General features: G+C 61.0%; 19 protein-coding genes. 6 read left to right on the forward strand and 13 right to left on the reverse strand.

Features of this window, described 5'->3' with window-relative positions:
• Nucleotides 1–7: 7 nt before the first annotated feature.
• A complete protein-coding gene (locus WFR25_RS12320) occupies nucleotides 8–583 on the reverse strand; it encodes an aromatic-ring-hydroxylating dioxygenase subunit beta (protein ID WP_336971251.1) in 576 nt (191 codons plus the stop codon).
• Nucleotides 584–613: 30 nt separating this feature from the next.
• On the reverse strand, nucleotides 614–1,999 hold the full coding sequence (locus WFR25_RS12325) for an aromatic ring-hydroxylating dioxygenase subunit alpha (RefSeq protein ID WP_336971252.1): 1,386 nt from the start codon (nucleotides 1,997–1,999) through the stop codon (nucleotides 614–616).
• An 89-nt stretch (nucleotides 2,000–2,088) separates the two neighbouring features.
• Here WFR25_RS12325 and WFR25_RS12330 point away from each other — a divergent pair, with 89 nt between their 5' ends.
• On the forward strand, nucleotides 2,089–2,298 hold the full coding sequence (locus WFR25_RS12330; protein ID WP_336971254.1) for a ferredoxin: 210 nt from the start codon (nucleotides 2,089–2,091) through the stop codon (nucleotides 2,296–2,298).
• A 135-nt stretch (nucleotides 2,299–2,433) separates the two neighbouring features.
• Nucleotides 2,434–3,585 carry an oxidoreductase gene (locus tag WFR25_RS12335; RefSeq protein WP_336974884.1) on the forward strand — a complete coding sequence of 384 codons (1,152 nt, stop codon included), beginning with the start codon at nucleotides 2,434–2,436 and terminating at the stop codon, nucleotides 3,583–3,585.
• On the opposite strand, the gene WFR25_RS12340 is transcribed toward WFR25_RS12335, so the two are convergent.
• From WFR25_RS12340 to WFR25_RS12350, 3 genes are read right to left on the reverse strand one after another with little or no spacing between them, the layout of a single operon-like run.
• Nucleotides 3,582–4,307 carry an SDR family oxidoreductase gene (locus WFR25_RS12340; protein WP_336971255.1) on the reverse strand — a complete coding sequence of 242 codons (726 nt, stop codon included), beginning with the start codon at nucleotides 4,305–4,307 and terminating at the stop codon, nucleotides 3,582–3,584. The two genes, WFR25_RS12335 and WFR25_RS12340, sit on opposite strands and share 4 nt — an antisense overlap.
• A gap of 23 nt (nucleotides 4,308–4,330) precedes the next feature.
• Nucleotides 4,331–5,332 carry an NADP-dependent oxidoreductase gene (locus WFR25_RS12345; RefSeq protein WP_336971256.1) on the reverse strand — a complete coding sequence of 334 codons (1,002 nt, stop codon included), beginning with the start codon at nucleotides 5,330–5,332 and terminating at the stop codon, nucleotides 4,331–4,333.
• A complete protein-coding gene (locus WFR25_RS12350; protein WP_336971257.1) occupies nucleotides 5,325–5,768 on the reverse strand; it encodes a nuclear transport factor 2 family protein in 444 nt (147 codons plus the stop codon). Before WFR25_RS12350 ends, WFR25_RS12345 begins: the two co-directional genes overlap by 8 nt.
• A 141-nt stretch (nucleotides 5,769–5,909) precedes the next feature.
• Here WFR25_RS12350 and WFR25_RS12355 point away from each other — a divergent pair, with 141 nt between their 5' ends.
• From WFR25_RS12355 to WFR25_RS12365, 3 genes are read left to right on the forward strand one after another with little or no spacing between them, the layout of a single operon-like run.
• Nucleotides 5,910–6,218 carry a putative quinol monooxygenase gene (locus WFR25_RS12355; protein WP_336971258.1) on the forward strand — a complete coding sequence of 103 codons (309 nt, stop codon included), beginning with the start codon at nucleotides 5,910–5,912 and terminating at the stop codon, nucleotides 6,216–6,218.
• Nucleotides 6,215–7,363: a serine hydrolase domain-containing protein gene (locus WFR25_RS12360; RefSeq protein WP_336971259.1), complete on the forward strand. Its 1,149-nt coding sequence runs from the start codon at nucleotides 6,215–6,217 to the stop codon at nucleotides 7,361–7,363. The genes WFR25_RS12355 and WFR25_RS12360 overlap by 4 nt, the downstream gene beginning before the upstream one ends.
• A complete protein-coding gene (locus WFR25_RS12365; protein ID WP_336971261.1) occupies nucleotides 7,360–8,964 on the forward strand; it encodes a GMC family oxidoreductase in 1,605 nt (534 codons plus the stop codon). The genes WFR25_RS12360 and WFR25_RS12365 overlap by 4 nt, the downstream gene beginning before the upstream one ends.
• A gap of 21 nt (nucleotides 8,965–8,985) precedes the next feature.
• Here WFR25_RS12365 and WFR25_RS12370 read toward each other — a convergent pair whose 3' ends face one another.
• Both WFR25_RS12370 and WFR25_RS12375 read right to left on the reverse strand, forming a co-directional pair.
• A complete protein-coding gene (locus WFR25_RS12370) occupies nucleotides 8,986–11,322 on the reverse strand; it encodes a membrane-bound PQQ-dependent dehydrogenase, glucose/quinate/shikimate family (protein ID WP_336971262.1) in 2,337 nt (778 codons plus the stop codon).
• A 46-nt stretch (nucleotides 11,323–11,368) separates the two neighbouring features.
• Nucleotides 11,369–11,827, reverse strand: coding sequence for a nuclear transport factor 2 family protein (locus WFR25_RS12375; protein ID WP_336971264.1), 459 nt, complete (start codon nucleotides 11,825–11,827; stop codon nucleotides 11,369–11,371).
• A gap of 149 nt (nucleotides 11,828–11,976) precedes the next feature.
• On the opposite strand from WFR25_RS12375, the gene WFR25_RS12380 reads away from it, so the two are divergent.
• Nucleotides 11,977–12,501, forward strand: a complete 525-nt coding sequence (locus tag WFR25_RS12380; protein WP_336971265.1) for an ester cyclase — start codon at nucleotides 11,977–11,979, stop codon at nucleotides 12,499–12,501.
• Nucleotides 12,502–12,574: 73 nt separating this feature from the next.
• Here the strand turns inward: WFR25_RS12380 and WFR25_RS12385 are convergent, their stop codons facing one another.
• The 6 genes from WFR25_RS12385 to WFR25_RS12410 are packed head-to-tail and all read right to left on the reverse strand — an operon-like array spanning nucleotide 12,575 to nucleotide 16,524.
• On the reverse strand, nucleotides 12,575–13,483 hold the full coding sequence (locus tag WFR25_RS12385; RefSeq protein WP_336971267.1) for an alpha/beta fold hydrolase: 909 nt from the start codon (nucleotides 13,481–13,483) through the stop codon (nucleotides 12,575–12,577).
• Between the two features lie 14 nt (nucleotides 13,484–13,497).
• Complete coding sequence (locus tag WFR25_RS12390; RefSeq protein WP_336971268.1) at nucleotides 13,498–14,253, reverse strand: SDR family NAD(P)-dependent oxidoreductase; 756 nt, start codon at nucleotides 14,251–14,253, stop codon at nucleotides 13,498–13,500.
• Nucleotides 14,250–15,086, reverse strand: a complete 837-nt coding sequence (locus WFR25_RS12395; RefSeq protein WP_336971269.1) for an alpha/beta fold hydrolase — start codon at nucleotides 15,084–15,086, stop codon at nucleotides 14,250–14,252. The genes WFR25_RS12390 and WFR25_RS12395 overlap by 4 nt, the downstream gene beginning before the upstream one ends.
• A gap of 18 nt (nucleotides 15,087–15,104) precedes the next feature.
• Entirely contained in the window at nucleotides 15,105–15,659 is a 555-nt protein-coding gene (locus tag WFR25_RS12400; protein ID WP_336971270.1) for a VOC family protein, read from the reverse strand.
• 20 nt (nucleotides 15,660–15,679) lie between these two features.
• On the reverse strand, nucleotides 15,680–16,069 hold the full coding sequence (locus WFR25_RS12405; protein ID WP_336971271.1) for a MaoC family dehydratase: 390 nt from the start codon (nucleotides 16,067–16,069) through the stop codon (nucleotides 15,680–15,682).
• Nucleotides 16,066–16,524 carry a hotdog family protein gene (locus WFR25_RS12410; protein ID WP_336971272.1) on the reverse strand — a complete coding sequence of 153 codons (459 nt, stop codon included), beginning with the start codon at nucleotides 16,522–16,524 and terminating at the stop codon, nucleotides 16,066–16,068. The genes WFR25_RS12405 and WFR25_RS12410 overlap by 4 nt, the downstream gene beginning before the upstream one ends.
• Between the last annotated feature and the right edge of the window lie 5 nt (nucleotides 16,525–16,529).

Below are 16,529 nucleotides of genomic sequence, written 5' to 3' on the forward strand. Positions count from 1 at the left end.
GCCCCTATCAGAGGAAGATTGCGAAGTTGGACATGCCGAGCGTTGACTGATCGACGATGATTTCACGGCGGGCCAGCTTATAAGCGCCGTCGACCAGTCGCCAGATGTCACGGCGTTCGGCGGTGATCGACTCATTGTGAGGATTGTCGAAGCGGCTGCGTTCGACATAGAGATAGCTCACCACCTCATATTCACCCGCCGTCTCGCATTCGGCAATACGGACATTGGTGACGAAGCGCCGTGTGCGCGAGGGTGGGTCTTCGGCCCAGGCACTTTTAGACAAGCGGCCGGTCCGCATCAGGATCGAGCCGTAATTTTCGTCGAAATGCTTCATCGTCCGCACGACGTCGCGGTCCCTGTTGGGACCGTTGCGGGTCAGGCGCAGCGGAGCGGTGTAGCTGATGTCCTGCTCGATATAGGCGACCCAATCGTCGAACCGGCGCTCGTCAAGGGAGGCTGCCTCGTCATACAGGGTTTCAAGCAGGCGGTTATAGATTTCCGATCCCAGCGGCACGCGCTTGGTGGAAACCAGTCCGCGCATCACGCTAGTCGTGTCGATGGCGGCGGTCGCGTAATTCACCATGATGTGATCCTTTCTTCTCGCGTCGCCGGCTCAGGCTTCGGCCATCAGATTATAATAGGCCATCCACCAGGCCCATTGCGTGTCGTCCTTGGTGAAGCCGGGGTAGAGGTCGCCGCCGCCGACCCAGCCTTCGGGCCGTTCATGGCCATGCAGCGCCTGATATTTGAGCGTCATGGTCTTGCTCATATGGCCGCGCGAATTGCGCATGATCTGCGGCCATGTGTCGGCATCGTCCTGCTCGATCGTGCCCGACGTGCCGGTTGACCAGATGGCGTTCTGGAGCATGTCGCGCTTCACATCTTCGGGCGCATCCTTTTCGGCGAAGATGAAGTTTATGAACTCCACCTTATCCGGCCCCTTGGGGACATAGGTATGTAGCGACAGGGCGCCCGACGCGCCGCCGTCCATGCGCGGGGCGAAGATGAAGGCGATGAGGATGTTGGGGAACATGCCACCCACCTGTGGCGGGATGTTCGCAAGCTGGTTGACCTGATCTTCGGACAGATTTTTGAACAGCTGCGGGATCAGATCCTTGGTGATGCCGGGAGGGGACAGCAGGTTGAGCCGTTCCTCAGTAGACTTGCCCTCGAAACTGACGTCGGCGAACATCTTGAAGGTCTGGGCCGCCTCCAGGCAGCGCAGCGTGTGGCCCTGCGGCACTGAAACATCGACGCCATACATGCCGGGCGCCGTGTCGTAGATCGACTCGGCGGTACCGCCCATGATCCCGCCTTCCATCAGCGAGCGGTGCAGCGTCAGCGTATGGAAACCGTCCGAGCCGGACTGTTCACCCGGTATCTTCCAGTTACAGGGCAGCACGAAGCGCTGTGGGGGGCCAAGCATCTCAAGGCCATTGTCGGTACGGCAGAAGAGCTGGTCGAGATAGAATTTGGCGTCGCCCAGATAATCGTCGAACGACAGGTCCTTGCTCCAGGTGGCGAAGATCAGTCCGCCATAGAGATGAACGCGCGCCTTCTTGAGGCCCAGTTCGTCCTTGGAGTGCTTGTTGCCGTGCATCTGCTCCTTTTCGATCGGCGCACCGATGAAGCTGCCGTCCGGGCGGAAGGCCCAGCCATGATAGATGCAGCGATGGGCCTGGGCGTTGCCAGCTTCGGCCGTGCAAACCTTCATGCCGCGATGCGGGCAGACGTTGAGCATGACGTGGATTTCGCCATCGCGAGCGCGTGTGACGATCACATTGTCCTCGGCCATGTCACGCATGACATAGTCGCCGGCTTTGGGAATCTCCGATTCATGGCCGAGCAGCAGCCAGGTGCGCGCAAAGATGCGCTCCATTTCCAGCTCGTAGAGTTCCTTGTCGTTCATCACCCGCAACGACACTTCGTTCATGTCGCGATTGATGAGATCGTCGAGCGTGGTCCCGTCGTTCAGGGTTACCCCAGGATTATGAAGCATCTTCCTCTCCTTGGAAAATCCGTGTTGAGTCGAGTTATACATATTGAACTAAATCTGTTCAAGCTGTATTATTGCAGCAGAAGGAGAGGATGATGAGTCAGAAGTTGAAAGTGGTGATCGATAAGGCTGCCTGCTGCGGCTATGGGGTCTGCGCTGAAATTTGCCCCCAAGTGTATAAGCTGGACGCCAACGGCATCGTTTTTGTGGACGATGAAATTGTGCCCGAAGGCCTTGAGGAGCAAGCGCGCGAAGGCGCGGAGGCCTGCCCTCAATCGGCGCTGGCGGTGGTTGACGCCTGACCTATCCTTCCCTTGCGAACGATAGCTGGATGCTCCGCCCTGATGCCGACCATGGAACCTGTCCTTGGGTAGGCCCAACGATGCAGGCGGCTGCGGCAGCAGGGGATGGGTGGCAGGGATAGCAAGAGAGGCATGATGACCGGCAGGACCGATATATTGTTCACGCCCATCGACATTGGGGCACTGCGGCTGCGCAACCGCTTCGTGATGGCGCCGATGACCCGCAATTTTTCGCCGGGCGGTATCCCCGCTGAGGGGGTTGCAGGCTATTATCGGCGGCGCGCCGAAGCCGATGTGGGCCTGATCGTCACCGAAGGGATCGGCGTCGATCATCCCGCTGCGTTGGGGCGGGAATCCGTAGGTGGAGGTGCATCGCCGGTGCTGCATGGTGAGGCGGCGCTGGCGCAATGGCGTGATGTCGTGGCGGGCGTTCATGCGGCAGGTGGGCTGATCGTACCCCAGCTCTGGCATCAAGGCGTCATTCGCGCGCCGGGGACGGGCTATCATCCCGACGCCCCTTCGTCCCGCCCGTCGGGGACGTGGGGACCGACCGACCGGGCGATGGTTCCGCCCGACTATCTGGAACTTGTGCGCGAAAACACGGCGCCCCTGAGCGATAGCGAGATCGGCGACATCATCGCGGCCTTTGCCCGCAGCGCGGCCAATGCGATGGCTGTGGGGTTCGACGGCGTCGCCTTGCATGGTGCGCATGGCTATCTGATCGACAGCTTTTTTTGGCAGCAGACGAATATACGCGAAGACCGCTGGGGAGGGGACATCGCGGCGCGCGCCCGTTTCGCCGCTGCGGTGGTGCGTGAGATCCGGGCCGCGACCGCACCCGATTTCCCGATCATCTTCCGTTTCTCGCAATGGAAGCTGCAAGATTATGATGCGCGCAACGCGGAGACGCCGGCGGAACTGGAGGCAATGCTCGCGCCGATCGTGGATGCTGGTGTGGACGTGTTCGACGCAAGCACCCGCATCTTCACCGCGCCCGCCTTTGAGGGATCGGACCTCAGCCTCGCGGGATGGGCGAAAAAGCTGACCGGCAAGCCGACCATCGCGGTGGGCGGGGTTGGTTTAAGCAAGGATCTGCAATCCTCCTTCGTCCAGCCGACGGTGATGATGGACAATCTGTCGCTGGTCGCGGAGCGTATGGCGCAGGGCGAATTTGACCTGATTGGCGTCGGACGTGCGCTGTTGATGGATGCCCAATGGGTGCAGCGGATGCGTGCCGGGGCGCAGGTCAACCCGTTCCGCCTGGAGGCATACGCCTCGCTCGACTAATGATTGTCCGCTGCGGCGTAGATCTGGATGCGGGCCATGTTGGTCCGTTCCGATTGTTGCGCCATGAAGGTGACGGCCTGCGCGATATCTTCAGCTTGCATAGGCGGAATGAAGCTGTCCCAGGCGGGTTGTCCGCGGCTCTTCATGTCTTCGAATATCTCGGTGCTGGTGGTGCCGGGGGCCACGATCCCGACCTTGACGCCCGATCCCGCCAACTCGACGCGCAGGCAATCGGTAAAGGCTTCCAGCGCGCGCTTCAGGCCGCCGTAGACCCCTACGCCGGGAGCAATGATATTGGCGCCGATGCTGGATATATTGATGATCTGGCCTTTGCCCGCCGCCTTCATCGTTCGACCGAACAGGGTGCTCGTCCGCACGACAGCCTCATAGTTCAGGGCGATCATGGGGCGTAATTGGTCGAGGTCGAACTGGTCGAGCGGGGCGGCGTGGAGGATGCCGGCGTTGTTGACGAGGATGTCGGCGCGCCCGAAGCGGTCCAGCACAAAGTCGTGAAGGGCCTGTGGCGCATCGGGGTCTGCCATGTCGGTGGCGAAGGGCAGGGCACCCTTGCCGAGTTCGGATACCATGGCCGACAGACGGTCGGCGCGGCGCGCAACGACGACCAGCGTTGCCCCCGCCTGCGCCAGCGCGCGGGCACTGGCCGCGCCTATGCCCGAAGAGGCGCCGGTGACGATGGCGATCTGACCGTTCAGGCTGGTCATTGATAGTCCTCCCTAAAGTGCGTTCAAACGAGGCGGATCAGCCGCTTGCCGTGATTTTCTCCCCGATAGAGGCCGGCGAGTGCATCGGGGCAGGCCGCGATGCCGTCCAATATGTCCTCGCGCCACTTGAGGTGGCCATCCTTGATCCAGGCCCGCAACTGCGCGACGGCCTCGGCGCAGCGGGCCATATGGTCGAAGATGACGAAACCTTCCATGCGGGCACGCTTCACCAGTAAATGCCGTTCGACGCGGGGGCCAAGGGGCCATGGAGCCCAGCGATCAATCGACGCAGTGCCACAGACCACCACCCGGCCGCGCAGGGCGAGGTGGGGAAGAACCGTGTCGCTGATCGCACCCGCGACGTTGTCGAAATAGATGTCGATCCCATTCGACGCTGCCTTGGCAATGGCGGGACCTAAATCCTGGCTCCGGTAGTCGAGCGCCGCGTCATAGCCAAATTCCTCGACGCACCGTCGGACTTTGTCCGGGCCGCCAGCGATGCCGATCGTTTGGCAGCCCAGGATGCGCGCGATCTGGCCCGCCGCCGAGCCAACCGCACCAGCGGCGGTCGAAACCAGCACGGTTTCTCCCGCCTTGGGTTGGCCGACCAGGGTCAGGGCAAGATAGGCGGTGACGCCGTTGATGCCCAATATGCCGAGAGAAGCGCGCATTTCCTGCGCATTGGTCCGCTGGACGATCTGCTCCGGCGTCACGCAGGCATAATCCTGCCATCCGAACCAGCCGGATACATAGTCTCCGGCCTGATAATCGGGATGCCGCGATTCGACGACCTCCCCGGATGCCAGGCTGCGCATCACCGATCCGAGTTCGATCGACGTGGCATAGTTGCCGACGTCGGCGATCCAGCCGCGCATCGCGGGCTCGACCGAGAGATAATGATTGCGCACCAGCAGCTCGCCTGGCTGCGGATTTGCTATGGTGGATGTGCGGATCGCGAAATGTTCGGCCTGCGCAATGCCGGTCGGACGAGCCACCAGGACCACCTGTCGATTGCCGTCAGCCATCCAGTCCTGCCTTGACCATGGTGAAGCGGCGACGGGCGATCTTCCAACCGTCGGAGGTCCGGACCAGCGCGTCGTCATAATAGCCCGCCGCACGATGCGTTATGCCACCCTGGGTCGCTTCGGTCAGGATCGCATCGACATAGCTGCGTGCGCGGATTTCGTCATTGCAGTTCTCCACGACGATGTTCGTGATGCGGTGCAGGGTCGACCCCATGTGTCGGTGCGCCGCTTCCATATATTCGGTGATCTCGCGGGGGCCGCGCCAGCTGCCGAACGAACCATAGTCGGCTTCGCAGTCTTGCGAAAAGCAGGTTCTGAAAAGCGGCCAATCCCGTGTGTCTATGCCCGTCGCATAGCGCAGTAACAGCCTGCGTATCGCGGACTCGTCGTCCGCCGCGACCGGCTGGCGCCTGGGCAGGCTGCTAGGTGCCCGCATTTTCATCCTCCCTGTTGTTGGAAGCAAGCATAAGCACGGCGTCGGCGAGCAGGCCCGCCGAAGGATAGGGCACGCGGCCTATGCAGCGAGATCTTATGTTTGAGCGCGCAATTGGTGCAGCGGTGAGAGGAGCTCGACGGAATGATCCTGATTGACGTGGCGCTGACGACGAGCGAGGCGCACCGAACAGCCTTCCTGAACCTCTTGCGGGATACCGTGACAGGGTCGTTGGAAGAGGAGGGCTGCGTGACCTATCGCGCTACTATCGCGTTGGACGATCCGCTGCGGTTCCATTTGCTGGAGCTGTGGGAAAATGAACCGGCCTATCTGGCGCATAGCAAGGGCGCGGTGCTGGCGCGTTTCCTTCAGCAATTGCCGGATTGCGGGCGTATCCTGTCCATCGTGCGCCGGGAAGGGGCGATCGCGCCTTATCCGGCGGCCCGGACATGATGGTCGATAGCCCCGCCAACCGCACGGTTCAGGCCGCGCTGGAGCGCGCGATCGCGGATAAGGGTGAGATTGGCGTCCAGGTGGCAGCCTATCTTGGTGAGGAACTGGTGATCGACTGTTGGGCGGGGCTGGCCGATCGGGAAACCGGACGTTCAGTCGATGGGGACACGCTGTTCAATGTCTTTTCGGTATCGAAGGCGATAGTCTCGACCGCCGTCCATGTGCAGGCGGAAAAGGGGCTGGTCGATTATGATCGGCCGATCGCTGACTATTGGCCTGAATTTGCCCAGAACGGCAAAGGGGACATCACCGTTCGCGATGCGCTCAACCACCATACGGGCACGCCGCAAATGCCACCTGGGACGACGCCCGAAACGATCTGTGACTGGGATTATATGGTGCGCGGAATTGCCGCGCTGACGCCCATTTTGCCGCGCGACAAGCCCGCCTATCAGGCCATGTCTTTCGGCTGGATTTTGGGGGAAATAGTCAAGCGAACCGATCCTGCAGGGCGTGATTTCGCGCGGTTCATCCAGGAAGAAATTTGCGAACCCTATGGCATCACCGACCTGTGGATGGGCATATCGGATGAAGCGGAGCGGCGGGTTGCAAAGCTGGTTGATGAGGGGTCTTCGGGCAGCTTCCCCGACGATAGCTATTTCGCGATGGCCCTGCCCAATAATGTCCGCTTGGTTCCCGACATATTCGAGCGGCCAGCGGTGCGGCGCGCGACCATCGCGGCGGTAGGGGGTATCTTCAACGCACGCAGCGCGGCGCGGTTCTGGGCCATTCTGGCGAATCGCGGCACATTGAGTGGAAAGCGATTGCTGTCGCCCGAGCGCGTCGATGCAGCATGTTTGCCGCGCGCCAACAGCGACGCGCCTGATCCTGTTTATTTCAACGCGCCCATGCCGCTCAGCCAGGGCGGTTTCTGGATGTATTCACCCACGACCCCGCTCACCTGCCCGGCCAAGGGGCAGCGCACGATCTGCGTTCCGGGCGCGGGCGGATCGCTGGGCTGGGCCGATCCCGATACGGGGCTGGCCGTCGCCTTCTGTCACAATCGGATGATGCGCCCACGCACTTGCGAGGATCATCCGCTCAGCGAGATCGCCGATGTGATTCGTGCGAGTCTGGGCCTTTGAGCGAAGAAATTTTCGACCATGTGATCGTAGGTGGCGGCACGGCGGCGGGCATAATTGCCTGGCGACTGACCGAGGCGGGGCGCAGCATATTGGTGCTGGAGGCAGGGCCGCGAGACGATAATTTCTATCACCGCGTGCCCGCAGGGTTCATCAAGACCCTATTTGATCCGCGGGTCACATGGCAATTGGCGAGCGAGCCGAACCCGAATAGCGACAACCGGCCGATCCAATATACCCAGGGCAGGGTGTTGGGCGGGTCGAGCAGCGTCAACGGCATGGTCTATAATCGCGGCCAGCGCGCTGATTTTGACTATTGGGCGCAGTTGGGCAACCGTGGCTGGGGCTATGACGACATCCTGCCCTATTTCCGCCGGACCGAGCGACTGGAGGGAGAAGGAGATGACACCTATCGCGGGCGCGAAGGGCGGCTTGATGTCTCGACTTCACCTTGGCCGAGCGCGGTTGTCGATGCATTCATCGAGTCCGCCTTGGGGCGGGGCCATCCCTATAATCCCGACTATAATGGCGCACGGCACGAAGGGGTTGGTCGCTATCAGAGCGCAATCGGGCGCGGACGGCGGATGAGCACAGCCAATGCCTTTCTGCACCCCGCGCGGCGAAAGGGGGCCATGGTCCGCACGGACGCGCTGGTCACGCGCATTGTGATGGAGGGGCGACGCGCGACGGGGGTTGCCTATCTGCATCATGGTGCGGCCAAGCAGGTCAAGGCGCGGCGCGGTGTGATCGTTTCGGCGGGGACCACCAATACGCCCAAATTGCTCCAGCTCTCCGGCATTGGGCCGGTCGACCTTCTGAAACAGCATGGCATCGACGTTGTTCAGGCATTGCCGGGCGTTGGCGAGAATTTCCACGATCATTACAGCCCGCGCCTCGTCGTGCGGCTACGCGAGGGCGTGGATAGCCTCAATGCGCATGTCACGGGCCTGCCACTGGTCGGGCAGGTGGCGCGGTGGCTGACAGGCTGGCCGAGTATATTGGCGCTGTCGCCCGCGCTGGTACACCTGTTTGGACGCAGCAATCCAGCCTTCGACATCACCGACTACAGCCTCGTGTTCACGCCGGGGAGCTACAGGCAGGGCTTTATTGGGCGGCTGGACGATTTCCCCGGCATGACCTGCGGCGCGTGGCAGATGCGGCCCGAAAGCCGAGGGCATGTGCGGATCGCCTCGGTCGATGTCCGGGATGCCCCTCGACTGGACGCCAATTATCTTGGCGAAGAGAAGGACAGGATCGTGTTGGTCGCTGCCCTGAGAGAGGCAAGGGCGATCCTATCGAGCGAACCGCTGGCTGCCTTGGCGGATCGAGAACTGTTTCCAGGAAGCGATGTGCAGAGCGATGATGAATGGCTGGGTTTTGCCAGGCAATATGGCAATAGCAGCTATCATCTGGTCGGTACGGCGAAGATGGGACCGGCAACCGATCCCATGGCCGTTGTCGATGATCGGTTGCGCGTGCACGGGCTGGACGGGCTGCATGTCGTCGATGCTTCGGTCATGCCCGTGATCCCATCGGCCAATACCTATGCTGCAACCATGATGATCGCCGAAAAGGCGTCGGACATGATCCTGTCCGACGCCTGATAGGACATTATTTCTGGGGCATCATTTCTTCGGCAAGGCGTAAGCGATCAGCTGATCGCTTGCCCCCGATAACATGGCGCCATGTCCACCCGCTGCAATCACCACGAACTGTCGGCCACTGGCGTTGGACCAGTAGGCTGTGGGTGATGCATTGCCGCCCGCAGGCAGGCGCGCCTTCCACAGCAGTCGGCCAGTCTCGGTCTCATAGGCGCGGAAGGCATGTTCCTGGGTCGCTCCAATGAAGGTGAGGCCGCTCGCCGTTGCAACCGATCCGCCGATATTGGGCACGCCCATCGGGATCGGCACGAAGGTGGGCAGCGCCAATGGACCGCTATCGCGTGAGGTGCCGAAAATGTGGCTCCACACCATCTTGCCGGTTCTAAGGTCCACCGCGTTGATCCGCCCATAGGGCGGCTGCTGGCAGGGAATGGCGAGCGGTGAAAGGAAGGGTGCGATCTGTGCTGCATAGCCTACGCCCTGCTGGGCCACCGGGCCGCCGACATCGCTCATATGGCTGGCGGTCATCGGCTTGATGCCGCGTTGATCCGCCTCGGCTCGGGGAATGAGCCGATTATAGTTGCCGACCTGGTTATTGTTGACGATCATCAGGCCACGGCCGGGATCGACCGAAATGCCGCCCCAGTCGATTCCGCCCAGATAACCTGGCCATGTGACGGTATAATGGTCGGTCGATAGCGGCGTCATGTCGCCGTCGAAGCGGGCCTGTTTGAAGCGAATGCGGCAGATTGCCTGGTCGATCGGGGTCAGACCCCACATCCCCTTTTCGGTCGGGCGCGGGCCGCCGAAACTCGGGATGCCGACAGAATAGGGCTGCGTTTTCGCGACTCTTTCACCGGGCACGCCGCCCTGCGGTACGGAACGTTCCTCGACCGGCATAAGGGGCTTGCCGGTTACACGATCGAGGAAGAAGATTTCGCCGCGCTTGGTTGGCTGGAGCAGGCCGCGCACGCCGTTGGGCAGATCGATCAACGTAGGCTGCGCAGGTACATCATAGTCCCACAGGTCATGATGGGTGGTCTGGAAGGACCAGCGAACAGCGCCGCTCTGTGCGTCGAGCGCGATCACCGAACTGGAATAGCGGTCATCATTGGCGGTGCGATGCCCGCCGAAATAGTCAGGCGTTGCATTGCCGGTAGGCAGATAAACGAGGCCGAGATTTTCGTCCGAACTCATCGGTGCCCAACTGTTGGGCGTGCCGGGGGTGAATGTTTCGCTGGGTTGCGCCTGGCCATGTTCGTCTGGACGGCTGGTGTCGAAAGCCCAGGAAAATTGGCCGGTGACGGCATCGAAGGCCCGCACGACGCCGGACGGCTCCTTGATCTTCTGCCCGTCCATGACCCAGCCGCCCAGGACCAGGCGCCCGCGAACAAGAGCGGGGGGAGAGGTGACGAAATAATAGCCCTTCTCGACGGTTCCCAGGCCAGCCTTGAGATCGACCTGGCCTTTGCTGCCGAAACCGGGGCAGGGCTTCCCGCTCGCGGCATCAAGCGCGATCAGACGAGCATCGAGCGTTGCGGTATAGATCCGCTCAGCACATAAACCGGATGCTTCGGGCACCCGATAATAGGTTACGCCCCGGCAGACGAGGCCATAGACGCCGGTGAGATCGGTCTTGGGATTGTGGCGCCAGAGCTGCCGCCCGGTTTCGGGATCGAGCGCGATCACGTCATTATTGCCCGCGCACAGGAACAGGCGATTGCCGACTTTTAGGGGATTGGCCTGAAAGGCGGTGCCCTGCTTCCCATCGCCCAGCTTCCCCGTGCGATAGGTCCAGGCGGGTTTGAGGTTGCCGACATTGGCCGGGGTAATCTGCGCCAGCGGTGAGAAGCGTGATCCGCCCCGATCATTGCCATAAGCGATCCAGTCGCCATCTGCGGCCTGCGACGGTGATGGCCCCCAGGCAGTGCTGGTGGCTGCGGGCGTGCGATCGGCCCAGAAGGCGAGGCCCAAGCCACCGACCAGCATCAATGCAAGGGCGGGCCACAATATATGCGCGCCCGGCAGCGGTGCTTCCCGACCGACATGCCGCCGGAAAGAAGGGGTGAGCATGTAGAGGCCCATGCAAACGGGCATGGCAAGACGTGGCGCGAGCGCCCAACCATCCATGCCGGCCTCCCAGAGTGCCCAGATCAGATTGGCCCCCAGATAGGCCCAATAAAGTGAGATCGATGCCGGAGATTTGCGCCACGCCAGAAAGGCTGTGATCAGCATCACCAGACCAGAGGCCATATACCAGGGTGATCCACCCAGCAGAAGCAGTCGCCCGCCCAGCCAGACAAGCGATGCTCCCGTGACAAGCAGGATCAGAAGAAAAACAAGGTTAAAAAAACGCTGCATGATGGTTGTCCCCCGACGCGAAACGGAATGATTGGCGCTAGGGCTCTCAGGCGGGGGGGAGTTGTGCCGCCAGCCAATCGGGCACATTCATCCGATAGCATTTCTGTTCGTAAAGACGGCTGATCTTCCAGCCTTCATCTGTTCGAACGAAATCATGAATATACCAAAGACCAAAGACCAGCGTATCGGTCGTCTCGCCATTGCTGACCGTCATCGGGTTGTAGCAGGCTGTTTTGGTCTGCGCCCGGTCGCCTTCGATCCGATATTGCGTAGTGGAAACCGCGTGCTGAAACGCGAGAATCGGAGTCAGGCTTTCCGCGAGGAATTGCTTGATCTCTGCAAGGCTCCCCGACACGCCGACCATTTCTGAATAGTCGATGATCGCGTCCGGAGTGAAATTGTGGTCCAGCGCATCCCAGTCGCGTGTGTCGACGGCATAGCAATAGCCCACGATAAGGTCCTGAATCTCGAACCGGTCCGACATTTCCTGTACAGTAAGCGGCATGATCTCTCCTCCATTCTATAGAATCCTGCTCTCATGCCGAGCGATCTTCGCCGCCTTTCGTTCGGTAGGTGCTGGAACGAGCAGGGAGCGGGAAGAAGCAGGACCGTCGGAGTTGTGCCACGGGCTGTTTTGTCACCAAGGAGAGTAATATGGGCCTCGCCCCGTTCACCGAAGCCGATTTCGTCCTGTCAAAGGAGAAGCGGGCCGAAATCAACGCCGGGCTGACCGAGCGCCAGGCTTTCATGGTCACGCAATGGATGGATTTGCACGAAGTCATCAATCGGGGCGATTGGGATGGCATGGATGCCTTCTTCAACACCGACACGATGACCTATGACAATCCCAACCGGCCGGACCTGGGCACCTATCATGTCTGGAAGACCTCGCCGCAAGGTCTCTACACCACTTTTCCGCCCAGCCACTATCGCACGCTCAAGGCTTGGGGCCGGGGCGAGGACGAAATCTGCGTCCTGTGCCACCACCATGGCAAGCATACCGGTGGTCCCTACATGGGCGTGCAGCCCACCGGCAACGACCTCAATGTGCTCTGGTTCTCCTGGTTGCGTTTCCGCGGCGACAAGATCGACCATATCTATTCGATCTCGGACGTGCTGACGATGCTGAAGGACCTGGAAGTCATCCAGGTGCCGCAGCCGGTCGATCCATATAAATAATAGATGCCGTCCCCCGGACGGCATAGGGCCGGCCGGGGGAGCGTTTGTGTGGGTTCAAGGTCTAGCGCTGGCCTTACCCGATCCTGTCGATCCACCGATCGAGCATCTGCCAACTTGCTACACGGGTGGACGCGAAATTGTGGCAATGGGCTCCATCGGGAAGGGTGGTCAGCGTCACATGGCGTGACCCTGGGTAGCACGCCGGTTCGGCATGGGGTGCGGGGCTAACGTCAATGTCGGCGAAATGGAGATAGACGGGCGCGGTTATGGTGCCCGCTTCCTTCGCCACGCCGCCAGGCACGATCGCCAGCCGTCCATAGCTGTTAGGTGTGGGCGAGGCCTGTGCGTCGTCGACAGCGATAACCGCTTCGGGTACGTCTGGGGCATGGAAATAGTGCCGCATCGTGATGCGATCGGGCAAGGAATAGCCGGGGTCTGCGACGTGTGCGCTGAGGTTGGCCCGGACGTCATCCGCCATGGCGAGGCCGATATTGGTGAATCCCAGGATCGCGACTTGATCGAAACTGGCGAAGATGGCCTGTTGCACGATTGTCAGCATCCCGCCCATTGAATGACCTATGCCTGTGATCCGTCGCATCCTTCCGACGGGCGCGGGACCGAGATCGCCGGATTTCAGACGATCGAGAACAGCCGCCAGCGCGTCATGATGTACCTGAGCGGCGACGCTACTGGTCAGGAAAGCTTCACAAGAGGGACGGCTGCTTTCGCCCATGCCCAAGGCATCGAGGGTGAGGACCGCCTTGCCGCGTGCGACGAAATGATCGACGAAACTATAGTCCGGGCAGCCGTCAATCTGCGCGTCCCAATACCAGCGGCTGTAGGTGCCGCCATGCAGGCAGACGAGCAACTCGAAGCCGTCTTCGGCAAAAACATCGGGCAGGGCGAGTGTCGCGGTGATCTGGATAGGTTCGCCGAAGTCGGTGACTGTCTTTATCGGTAGCGACAAGGTGAATTTGGGCATGTTGGCTATCGTCCTTACAGGCTAAAACCGCCATCGACGATCAATGTCTGTCCGGTTATATATTGTGCCCGGTCCGACGCGAGGAAAGCGACAGCCTCGGCAATATCGTCGCCACCGCCAAAGCGTTGCAGCGCGATGCGCTTGCGTTGGGTTTCCCAGATTTTCGGGGTGTAGAGCGTCTTGAGGAAATCGGCGCCCAGCCCGGCATCAATGATGCCGGGGGCGACCATGTTGGCGCGGATACCGTAGCGTCCTTCCTCCTTGGCGATCGCCCGGCCCAGCGCCTCTATCCCCGCCTTGGGCACGGACGAAAGCGCGTCACCGGGCGGGAAGCAATAGTTGGCGACCGACACGACCGACACGAAATTGCCGAAACCCTGGGCACGGAAATGGGGCAGAGTGGCCGAGACGATACGGGTGAAGCCGATCAGTTCGACCTCGATCACCTCGCGCCATTGATCTTCCACGATTTGGCTGACGAAGGGCTGTGGGATTTCGACGCCGCTTGCGAAGATCATCGTGCCGATCGCGCCAAAACGATCGATGGCGGCGCGAATCCCGGCGTCGATGCTGTGCCAATTCATCAGGTCGCACGGAATGGCGAGCGCTTTGTCGGCTGCATCACCGAGTGTCTCGATGACCGCCTGCGCCTTGTCGCTGCTGGAGCGGTAACCGATGGCGATGCCGTCCCAGTCGGAAACCAGTCGGTGGCAGACTGCGCTGCCAAGGCCTCCGGTGCCGCCGACCACAAAGGCTGCGCCCCTGTTCATAGGGGCATATGCTCCCCAAGGTGGTACAGCAATCGCTCGGCGAAGGCATCATTATGATCGCCCGTGAACATATGGCCTACGCCGTGCGCTATCTCGACCTGCAACTGCGGTGTAAGGCGTTGGAACGTTGCAACACTCTCGTCCGAGAGGATGTCGCTCAGTTCCGCCTTCACCAGCACGACGGGTGCCGTGACCCGCTGCGCCGCCGCCAACAAGGCGTCTCCTTCGGAGGCTGGATGCAAAAATTCTGGCAAAGTGGAGCGGGGGTCCCAATGCCAGAAAAGCCGGTCGCCCTGCTTTCGCATTGATTTGGCGAGACCGGATACATTTGGCAGGCGCGGTTGGCCAAGATGATGGTGCAGAGCGTCGGCCGCATCCTCAAGCGATGCAAACCCTCCGTCGGACGCACGAAAAAAGTCGCGGATATTATCCACGCCTGTATCGACGATCTGAGGCGCGACATCGGCCAGCATGATGAGCCGGACCTGATCGGGGCGCCGCGATCCGCCTACCAATGCGGACTGTCCCCCGCGTGATGCACCCACCAAAGCCGTTGGGCGGGCAAGGGATGCGACTATGGCTTCGACGTCGCGTCCATAGGCTTCGAGCAGATAGTCGCCATCGGCAGCCCACCCGCTGTCCCCATGCCCGCGAAGATCGAAGCTAAGTCCGTAATATCCTGCGCTCGCCACGCGTCGCGCCGATCCTGCCCATGATCTGCGGCTCTGTCCGCCACCATGAAAGAAGCAGACGGGTGGGGCGGTCGGGTCGCCATAGGCGTCCGCGACCATATCCACGCCGTCACCCGGCAAAATGATCCGCTTTGCTGTCATTGTGCCAGGTCCGATAGGCTATTCAGCGGCAGCCGGTGGTACGAGTTCGCCAAAAGAGGGGTGCTCGCCCGGACCCTGATAGGCAAATTTGCCGGGAGCATGGTGCCATTTTCCATCATTGCGGCTTTCATAGGGTGATGCCACTTCGATCAGGCAGCCATGGGTGCTCTTCGCGCCAACCCAGCTCCATTTCTGCCAGGTCATGTCAGGATCATTATAGGTCTTGCCTTCGCCAGGCAGGTGCAGCCCTTCGGCCTTGAGCTTCTCCATTGATCCAGGCACGTCGTCCGTCGCGAAGCAGAGATGATGGACATGCTCGCCCACCTTGTCGAGACGATCGCCCATGGGTGTGCCGGGGGCAGGCTGAATGAACTGGATTTCAGTGCCGCCCTTGTTGACGAATGTTGCCCACCGCATTCCGGCATCGGCGCCGCTGGAAAATTCGTCATATTTGACGATCCGCTCTTCCAGAGACGCAGGGTCCAATACGCGCAGGATTTTGGTCCAGTCCTCGATCGCCTTGTCAAGGTCGCGCACGACCATGCAAACATGAGCAAAAGGTCCGCTAGGCATAATCTTTCTCCTCGGATTATTTAGATTTCTATTATTGCGGTTCCGGAATTAACGGTGCCCCGCCCGTCGACATCCAGCGTGAATTCGCAGGTGATGCTATTACCTTCAATCGCTGCGACATTGCCGCTCACGGTTGCGTGATCGCCGCCATAGACATTGTCCAGAAAGCGCGAATCCATCGTCTTGATCCGTCCACCGGGGAAGGCGTTGATCAGCATGTTCATCATATAGGCGACGTTGATCGGCCCCTGATTGATCACGCGATCCCCCAGCCCTTTGGCCTTCACCACTTCGACGTCGAGATGGATAGGGTTGGGATCGGCCAGGAAAACGGCCCATTGCTTCATGGCTTCCGGACTGACGCTTTCGATCGTGAAGGGCGGCAGCGCATCGCCAACTTGATAGGTCATGCGGCGAACTCCTTGCGTGGCAGTACCCACACATTGTCAGTTTCAAGCAGTTGCGTTCCGTTGAGCAAATGGAGGCGCAGGCGGTAGGTGAGGACGTCCATGACGCCGAGCTTGCGGCTGCGCTTGCGGATGAGGCTGAGGATTTCGCCCGTGACCTTGTAGCTTTCGCCGACCTTGAGCGGCGCGTCAAAACGCACACCGCTGCTGCCCATCATCGGGCCATCCTCGACATTGAACGCGCAGGCTTCGCAGACGCCAGCAACAGTCTTTCCCATCGCGACCTGGGTCGCGATGTAGTAATAAATGGGGTGCGCGGTGCCGTCGCTGGCCGGTTCGATGCCGGTCGAACGGCACAGCGCCGCATTTTCCTCCGCCGTGATGGTGAATATCGTCGAGCCGTCCAGCGATGTGCCAGCGGCGTCGGGGGCGGGGGGCAGGTCGTCGAGATCGCTCATGGCTG

The sequence above is a fragment of the Sphingobium aromaticiconvertens genome, assembly GCF_037154075.1.
GTDB classification, from domain to species: Bacteria; Pseudomonadota; Alphaproteobacteria; order Sphingomonadales; family Sphingomonadaceae; genus Sphingobium; species Sphingobium aromaticiconvertens.